Origin of the sequence: Streptomyces sp. NPDC051109 (genome assembly GCF_044455885.1) — a bacterium.
Taxonomy (GTDB): Bacteria; Actinomycetota; Actinomycetes; order Streptomycetales; family Streptomycetaceae; genus Streptomyces.
Genome location: NZ_JBITFF010000057.1, coordinates 1 through 8,161 on the forward strand (window position 1 = coordinate 1; position 8,161 = coordinate 8,161).

At 70.8% G+C, this 8,161-nt stretch carries 6 protein-coding genes and 1 riboswitch; of the genes, 3 read left to right on the forward strand and 3 right to left on the reverse strand.

Translation table 11 applies throughout. The features are described from left to right. Positions 1-90: 90 nt before the first annotated feature. Positions 91-480, reverse strand: a complete 390-nt coding sequence (locus tag ACIBAD_RS37340; RefSeq protein WP_134068364.1) for a PRC-barrel domain-containing protein — start codon at positions 478-480, stop codon at positions 91-93. 114 nt (positions 481-594) lie between these two features. After that, a riboswitch (glycine riboswitch) is annotated at positions 595-693 on the forward strand. A 196-nt stretch (positions 694-889) separates the two neighbouring features. On the opposite strand from ACIBAD_RS37340, the gene gcvP reads away from it, so the two are divergent. Next, positions 890-3,775: an aminomethyl-transferring glycine dehydrogenase gene (gcvP, locus tag ACIBAD_RS37345; RefSeq protein ID WP_134068363.1), complete on the forward strand. Its 2,886-nt coding sequence runs from the start codon at positions 890-892 to the stop codon at positions 3,773-3,775. A gap of 143 nt (positions 3,776-3,918) precedes the next feature. Here gcvP and ACIBAD_RS37350 read toward each other — a convergent pair whose 3' ends face one another. Together ACIBAD_RS37350 and ACIBAD_RS37355 are read right to left on the reverse strand one after the other, a co-directional pair. After that, the gene (locus ACIBAD_RS37350) at positions 3,919-4,125 is read right to left on the reverse strand and encodes a DUF5999 family protein (protein WP_030158404.1); all 207 of its coding nucleotides are present in this window, start codon (positions 4,123-4,125) and stop codon (positions 3,919-3,921) included. 311 nt (positions 4,126-4,436) lie between these two features. Then, positions 4,437-5,057: a hypothetical protein gene (locus tag ACIBAD_RS37355; RefSeq protein WP_134068362.1), complete on the reverse strand. Its 621-nt coding sequence runs from the start codon at positions 5,055-5,057 to the stop codon at positions 4,437-4,439. A gap of 494 nt (positions 5,058-5,551) precedes the next feature. Here ACIBAD_RS37355 and ACIBAD_RS37360 point away from each other — a divergent pair, with 494 nt between their 5' ends. Together ACIBAD_RS37360 and ACIBAD_RS37365 are read left to right on the forward strand one after the other, a co-directional pair. Then, entirely contained in the window at positions 5,552-7,087 is a 1,536-nt protein-coding gene (locus ACIBAD_RS37360) for a glutamate-cysteine ligase family protein (protein ID WP_398911499.1), read from the forward strand. Between the two features lie 189 nt (positions 7,088-7,276). After that, complete coding sequence (locus tag ACIBAD_RS37365) at positions 7,277-8,074, forward strand: type II CAAX endopeptidase family protein (RefSeq protein WP_134068360.1); 798 nt, start codon at positions 7,277-7,279, stop codon at positions 8,072-8,074. The last annotated feature ends 87 nt before the right edge of the window (positions 8,075-8,161 follow it).

An 8,161-nucleotide genomic window follows, 5' to 3' on the forward strand; every position in this document is an offset into this window, starting at 1 on the left:
ACACCCCAGACCCTTCGTCTGGACAAAGACGGCCGACGAGATCCTCGACAAGGTCGCCGCCTACTGCCGACGAATCTCTGACTCAGATCACTAGGCCATGTCCTTCGGATCGGGCCGTGTCTCGCCGTTCGCCAGGCGGCCGAAGTCGCGCTGGACGTCCGACGGGAGGGAGACGTCCAGCCCGTAGTGGTGGTAGAGCTGGAGTTCCTGTTCGGGGGAGAGGTGGCGGCCGACGCCGAAGTCCGGGGCGTCCTTGATGAGGGAGCGCTCGAAGGGGACCTGCAGGGTGTCGTCGACGACCTCGCTCGGCTCCAGCGGGACGAACGCGTCCCGGCTGAACAGGCCCGTCCGGACGGCCGCCCATTCGGGCACGCCCGTGGCATCGTCAAGGTAGACCTCGTCGACGGTGCCGATCTTGGTTCCGTTGCGGTCGAACGCCTTGCGGCCGATCAGGCTGCGCGGATCGATGTCGGTCTGCACGGTCCCTCCATATGGTCACAACTCCTCCGTAATGACTACAGAAGGGCATTTCCGGGGTGCGGGCCACTCGAAGGCGGGTCCCGCAACCTCGCTGGTAGGCTGGGTGACGGCTGTTGACCCTGTGCGGGAGAGTCCTCCGAGTGAGTACGACGGAGGCGCCGAAGGAGCAAATCCTCCCCGGAATCTCTCAGGCATACGTACCGCACGTGACGAGGCCACTCTGGAAAGCAGGGGCGGGTACCGGGCGCGCAGTGCCGGTTCCCCTCCTCACCGACGGTGAAAGCCGGATCCGCGGGTCACCCCGCGACTCCGGTGAAGCTCTCAGGTTGAGATGACAGAGGGGGAGGCCGTCCGGGTGCCCGCGCCGTGGTGCCCCTCGCAGGTCGTACGACCCAGGAGGCCTCCGTACATGACCGCCAACCGCATTCCGCTCTCCCAGCTGGAGCGAGGCATCCCCTTCGAGCAGCGCCACATCGGCCCGGATGCCGAGGCGCAGGCGAAGATGCTCGCCCACGTGGGCTACGGCTCGCTGGACGAACTGACCGCCGCCGCGGTACCGGATGTGATCAAGAGCGCCGAGGCGCTGGACCTGCCCGAGGCGCGGACCGAGGCCGAGGTGCTGGCCGAGCTCCGCTCCCTCGCCGACCGCAACCAGGTCCTCACCCCGATGATCGGTCTCGGCTACTACGGGACCTTCACCCCGCCGGTGATCCTGCGCAACGTGATGGAGAACCCGGCCTGGTACACGGCGTACACGCCGTACCAGCCCGAGATCTCGCAGGGCCGCCTCGAGGCGCTCCTCAACTTCCAGACCGTCGTCGCCGACCTCACCGGCCTGCCGACCTCCGGCGCCTCCCTGCTCGACGAGGGCACCGCGGCCGCCGAGGCCATGACCCTGGCCCGCCGCGTCGGCAAGTCCAAGGGCAACATCTTCCTGGTCGACGCCGACGCGCTGCCCCAGACGATCGCCGTGATCGAGACCCGCGCCGAGCCGATCGGCATCGAGATCGTCGTCGCCGACCTGTCCGAGGGCATCCCGGCCGACGTCGCCGAGCGCGGCGTCTACGGCGTGCTCGTCCAGTACCCCGGCGCCTCCGGTGCCGTGCGGGACATCAAGCCGGTCATCGACCAGGCGCACGGCCTCGGCGCGATCGTCGCCGTTGCCGCCGACCTGCTCGCGCTGACCCTGCTGACCTCCCCGGGCGCGCTCGGCGCGGACATCGCCGTCGGCACCACCCAGCGCTTCGGCGTCCCGATGGGCTTCGGCGGCCCGCACGCCGGCTACATGGCCGTCCAGGACAAGCACGCCCGCTCGCTGCCGGGCCGCCTCGTCGGCGTCTCCGTGGACGCGGACGGCAACAAGGCGTACCGCCTGGCCCTGCAGACCCGCGAGCAGCACATCCGCCGCGAGAAGGCCACCAGCAACATCTGCACCGCGCAGGTGCTGCTCGCCGTCATGGCCGGCATGTACGCCGTCTACCACGGCCCGGACGGCCTGCGGACGATCGCCCGCCGTACGCACCGCTACGCGGCCCTGCTCGCGGCCGGTCTGCAGGCCGGCGGCGTCGAGCTGGTGCACGGCTCGTACTTCGACACCGTCACCGCCCGGGTGCCCGGCAAGGCCGCCGAGGTCGTCGCCGCCGCCCGCGAGGGCGGGGTCAACCTGTTCCAGGTCGACGCCGACCACGTCTCGGTCTCCTGCGACGAGACGACGCTGCGCGCCGGCATCGAGGCGGTCTGGGCCGCCTTCGGCGTGAGCGCCGACATCGAGGCGCTGGACGCGACCACGGCCGACGCGCTGCCCGAGGCCCTGCTGCGCTCTGACGACTACCTGGCGCACCCGGTGTTCCACCAGCACCGCAGCGAGACCGCGATGCTGCGCTACCTGCGCAAGCTGGCGGACAAGGACTACGCGCTGGACCGCGGCATGATCCCGCTGGGCTCCTGCACCATGAAGCTCAACGCGACCACCGAGATGGAGCCGGTCACCTGGCCCGAATTCGGCCAGCTGCACCCGTTCGCCCCGGTCGAGCAGGCCGAGGGGTACCTCACGCTCATCACCGAGCTGGAGGAACGTCTCTGCGAGGTCACCGGCTACGACAAGGTCTCCATCCAGCCGAACGCCGGCTCCCAGGGTGAGCTCGCCGGCCTGCTGGCCGTCCGCGCCTACCACCGGGCGAACGGCGACGAGCAGCGCACCGTCTGCCTCATCCCGTCCTCCGCGCACGGCACCAACGCCGCCAGCGCCGTGATGGCCGGCATGAAGGTCGTCGTCGTCAAGACCGCCGACGACGGCGAGGTGGACGCGGCCGACCTGCGCGCCAAGATCGAGCAGTACCGCGACGAGCTCGCCGTGCTGATGATCACGTACCCCTCGACGCACGGAGTGTTCGAGGAGCACGTCGCCGACATCTGCGCCCAGGTGCACGAGGCCGGCGGCCAGGTCTACGTTGACGGCGCCAACCTCAACGCCCTGGTGGGCCTGGCCAAGCCGGGTCACTTCGGCGGCGACGTCTCGCACCTGAACCTGCACAAGACCTTCTGCATCCCGCACGGCGGCGGCGGCCCGGGCGTCGGCCCGGTCGGTGTCCGGGCGCACCTGGCCCCGTACCTGCCGAACCACCCGCTCCAGCCGACCGCCGGCCCGGAGACGGGCGTCGGCCCGATCTCGGCGGCGCCGTGGGGCTCGGCCGGCATCCTGCCGATCTCCTGGTCGTACGTGCGCCTCATGGGCGGCGAGGGCCTCAAGCGCGCCACCCAGGTGGCCGTGCTCGGCGCGAACTACATCGCCAAGCGCCTGGAGCCGCACTACCCGGTGCTCTACACCGGCCCGGGCAACCTGGTCGCGCACGAGTGCATCATCGACCTGCGCCCGCTGTCGAAGGCGACGGGCGTCAGCGTCGACGACATCGCCAAGCGCCTGATCGACTACGGCTTCCACGCGCCGACCATGTCCTTCCCGGTGGCCGGCACGCTGATGATCGAGCCGACGGAGTCCGAGGACCTCGCCGAGATCGACCGCTTCTGCGACGCGATGATCGCCATCCGCGGCGAGATCGAGCGGGTCGCGGGCGGCGAGTGGCCGGTGGACGACAACCCGCTGGCCAACTCCCCGCACACCGCGGCGGCGCTCGGCGGCGAGTGGAACCACCCGTACAGCCGCGACGAGGCCGTCTTCCCCGGCGGGGTCACGGCCGCGGAGAAGTACTGGCCGCCGGTGCGCCGCATCGACGGTGCCTTCGGCGACCGCAACCTGGTCTGCTCCTGCCCGCCGCTGGACGAGTACGACAACTGATCCGCAGGGCGCCGCGCCCGTGGAGTGACATGACATGTTCGTATGACATGACGGCATGAAGAAGGGGCCGGTCCGGGAGGATGATTCCCGGGCCGGCCCCTCGTCGTACCCTTCCGTGCTGTCCCGTTCCGTGCTGCCGACGGTCAGGCCGCTTTCATCACGTGCGCCGCCGCGAGCGGGCGGTGCGGGGCGATGATCTGGCCGTCCGGCAGCAGCTCACCGGTGTCCTCGAAGAGCAGGACGCCGTTGCACAGCAGGCTCCAGCCCTGTTCCGGGTGGTTGGCCAACGGCTTGGCGGCCTCCCGGTCGGCGGAGTCGGCTGACGGGCACGCTGGCTGGTGCTGGCACATGGATGCGTTCTTTCGCTGCGATGTGGTCTGTGTGCTGCGGCTCGAAGCTTTGTTCATGGCCGCCCCCCGTATCAACGTCTTGGTTTGGTCAGGGTCCCAGTGTTGCCCTCCGGAGTTGCGTCCGCAGGGATTTCCCGGCAGCTGTCCTCATAGATTGATGACGCATCACTCGTGCGGGCGGTTCAGGTCAACTCCCCTGTCATTTTGGGTGGTTCGGGGGTGGCCCGGCTGGGCTAGGCCGAATGGGTCGTACGGACCACCGGCATGGAACGCACCTGCTCAGACCCGCTGCACCGCGGCCCGGAACCGGCTCAGGCGGCCGGCGCGGCCAGCGACGGCGGGACCGGCGGGCTCGGCGGAGTGAGCCGGTGCGTCATCACGGGCAGCAGTTCGGACACCGGATGCGGCCGGTACGGGGCGATGCCGGGCGGGGCCGGAGCCAGCGGCACCAGCAGATCCGCGGCGGCGGGCAGCCCGGCGGAGGCGTCGGCGCCGACCGCCCCGTGCAGCCACAGCGTCAGCATGTACAGCTCCGGCACGGAGAGCAGCCGCGGCTGGTAGCTCTTGCCGAGCGACTCCGCCTGGCGCAGGGCGCGTTCGGTGGCCGCGACATAGGGGCCCTCGAAGAAATGGGAGAAGACCCAGCCGTCCGGCGTCAGCCGGGTGTCCGCGGCCGCGACGTAGCGGTCGCCGCTGCGGATCAGGAACCGCCAGGCGGTCAGCCGGGTGCGGGGCGGGCGGCCCCCCGCTGCCAGCTGGGAGATGTTCAGCCGGTCCAGGACGTGGACCGGCAGCGGCAGTTCGGCGGTCATCGGGCCCTGCAGCGCGCGCAGGGCCGGAGTGTGCGCCTCGTGGACGGCGGTGGGGGAACCGAGTGCCGCGAGGACGCTGCGCAGGGCGGGCGCGGGAGCCGGAGGGACATGCAGCGGCATGGTGGGTCGCCTCTCACTTGGGAGACCTGTGGAAGGGGGCAGGTGCGGACGGCGCTGTCGCATTCTGGGGCCAGAGGGGGGCTGAGGGGCAATGGCCGCGCGCCAACTCTCTGCCTCGTTTGCGGAGTTTATACGACATGTGTTCACGCAGTGTTTCGGCTAGCTGTCCCGCCTATTGCCGACAAGGCGCTTACCGGTCCCGCTGACATGGCTTTCATGCCGGTTGCGCGCGAACAATCCGCGCTGACCTCGGAGGTTACCGGACGGGGGCTCGGCTGGAAAGCGTCCATTATCCGGAACAGGCAAAACCCATGCGGAATTTGCGCAAGGCGCCTTGCCAAGTGAATGTGCCATAGCGCCCTTCGGCCAAACCGGCGCGCGCTCCCCGCCACGCACGCCCCCTCTGCGTTACGGATCTCGCCCCCGGGGCATCATCGACCGTACACGCGCGCCTGGGTGGCATGGGCCAGGCGCAATCGAGGAGGGACGCTCCGATGGGGGAGAAGGTCGTGGCGGGCGGATTCGACCTGTCCGATCGGCAGAGGTATCGGAGGAAGCTCCACGAGTGCCTGGAGGGGCTGGAGCGGCTTCTGGCGGAGAAGAGGTTCGATCGTCCCAAGAACATGATGGGGCTGGAGATCGAGCTGAATCTGGCGGGTTCCGACGGGTTGCCGAGAATGGTGAATGCCCAGGTTCTGGAGCGGATAGCGAGCCAGGATTTCCAGACGGAACTGGGAATGTTCAACCTGGAGGTGAACGTACTTCCGCACCGCCTCGGCGGCCGGGTATTCGACCAGCTCGCCGAGGAGCTGAGTACGGGGCTCGGTTACGCCCACCGGCAGGCCGCGGAGATCGACGCCGGGGTGGTGATGATCGGCATCCTGCCGACGATCACCCGCTCCGACCTGGTCACGGCCAACCTCTCGGCGGTGGACCGCTACTCGCTGCTGAACGAGCAGATCCTGATGATGCGCGGCGAGGACTTCCTCCTCGACATCGACGGGGTCGAGCGGCTCACCTGGAGCACCGGGTCGATCGTCCCGGAGGCCGCCTGCACCTCCGTACAGCTGCACCTGCAGGTGACGCCGGGCCGGTTCGCCGACGTGTGGAACGCGGCGCAGGCGGTGACCGCCGTACAGATAGCCGTCGGCGCCAACTCGCCGTTCCTGTTCGGGCGCGAGCTGTGGCGGGAGTCGCGGCCGCCGCTCTTCACCCAGGCCACCGACACCCGGCCGCCCGAGCTGCAGGCCCAGGGGGTGCGGCCGCGGACCTGGTTCGGGGAGCGCTGGGTGGAGTCGGCGTACGAGCTCTTCGCCGAGAACGTCCGGTACTTCCCGGCCCTGCTGCCCATCTGCGACGAGGAGGAGCCGCTGCGCGTGCTCGCCGAGGGCGGGGTGCCGAGCCTGCAGGAGCTGGTGCTGCACAACGGCACGGTCTACCGGTGGAACCGGCCCGTGTACGGGGTCGCCGACGGGGTGCCGCACCTGCGGGTGGAGAACCGGGTGCTGCCGGCCGGGCCGACGGTCGCCGACGTGGTGGCGAACGCCGCCTTCTACTACGGGCTCGTCCGGACGCTCGCCGACGAGCAGCGGCCGGTGTGGACGCGGCTGCCGTTCGCCGAGGCGGAGGCCAACTTCGACGCGGCCTGCCGGTACGGCATCGACGCGCGGCTGCGCTGGCCGCGCCGGGGCCGGGGCGGAGGCCTGGCCAGCGTGTCCGCCGTCCGCCTGGTCCTGGACGAGCTGCTGCCGATGGCGGCGGCCGGGCTGGACGCGTGGGGCATCGAGCCCGCCGACCGCGACCTCTACCTCGGCATCATCGAGGAGCGCTGCCAGCGGCGGGCCAACGGGGCGACCTGGCAGGTGGACACCTACCACCGGGCGCTCGCGTCCGGGATGGGACGGGACGACGCGCTGGCCGCCATCACCCGGCGCTACAGCGAGCTGATGCACAAGGGCGACCCGGTGCACACGTGGCCGGTCGGGCTGGCGGACGAGGAGGTGAGCGCTGCGGTGTCGGCACGGCGCTGAACGGTGCGGCGCTGAACGGTGCGGCGCCGAACCGGTGCGGTGCTGAACCGGTGCGGTGCTGAACGGTGCCGCCGCCGGCCGGCCGAGCCGGCAGCGGCGCCGCCCGCGTTCCGGGTCCGGTGATCCCCTTCCCCGGCCGAAGAGGCAGTATGGGGTGGACGAAGCGGAACGGCGGGACGGGAGTCGGACGTGCGGGCGGAGCCGGAGCCGGTGGTCAAGGCGTTGCACGAGGACGGGCGGGGGGTCCTGCGCACCGAGACGCTGCTCGTGCTGGCGCTGTCGCTGGGGGCGAGCGCCTTCTCCTCGCTGATCAGCTTCATCGGCTCGCTGACCAAGCCGGGAGGCCTCAAGGACCAGGCCGCCACGCTCAACGGCTCGTACGCCCCCGGCCGGCCGTGGCTGGACCTGGCCTGGCAGCTGTTCGGCATCGGCACCGCGCTGGTGCCGGTGCTGCTGGTCGCCCACCTGCTGACCCGGGAGGGCGTGCCGGGGTTGCGGGTGCTGGGCTTCGACCGCACCCGGCCCGGCTGGGACCTGGGGCGCGGAGCCCTGGTCGCGGCCGGGATCGGGAGCGCGGGGCTGGCCTTCTACCTGGCGGCGCGGGCGGGCGGGTTCAACCTCACGGTGGTGCCGGAGGCGCTGCCCGACGTGTGGTGGAAGTTCCCCGTGCTGGTCCTCTCGGCCCTGCAGAACGCGGTGGTGGAAGAGGTCATCGTGCTGGCCTACCTGCTGCGCCGGCTCGATCAGCTGGGCTGGTCGCCGATGGCCGCGCTGCTGGCCAGCTCGGTGCTGCGCGGCTCGTACCACCTCTACCAGGGCATCGGCGGCTTCCTCGGCAACATGGTGATGGGCGTCGTCTTCGTGCTCGCCTACCGCCGCTGGGGCCGGGTGGGGCCGCTCGTCGTCGCGCACGCTCTGCTCGACATCGTGGCTTTCGGCGGGTACGCGCTGCTCGCGGGCAAGGTGGGCTGGCTGCCGACGCCCTAGGTGTATTGCCCAGTGAGGTTGGGGACGCGGCTGGCGGGTGGTTTGCCTGCGAGCGCGGTGTGTCCGCGGTGGTGATTGTAGGTGTGC

Coding starts and splice junctions, on each gene's coding strand:
- ACIBAD_RS37350 (WP_030158404.1), bottom strand. CDS start 4,125: ATGTGCCAGCACCAGCCAGCGTGCCCGTCAGCCGACTCCGCCGACCGG.
- ACIBAD_RS37355 (WP_134068362.1), bottom strand. CDS start 5,057: ATGCCGCTGCATGTCCCTCCGGCTCCCGCGCCCGCCCTGCGCAGCGTC.
- ACIBAD_RS37360 (WP_398911499.1), top strand. CDS start 5,552: ATGGGGGAGAAGGTCGTGGCGGGCGGATTCGACCTGTCCGATCGGCAG.
- gcvP (WP_134068363.1), top strand. CDS start 890: ATGACCGCCAACCGCATTCCGCTCTCCCAGCTGGAGCGAGGCATCCCC.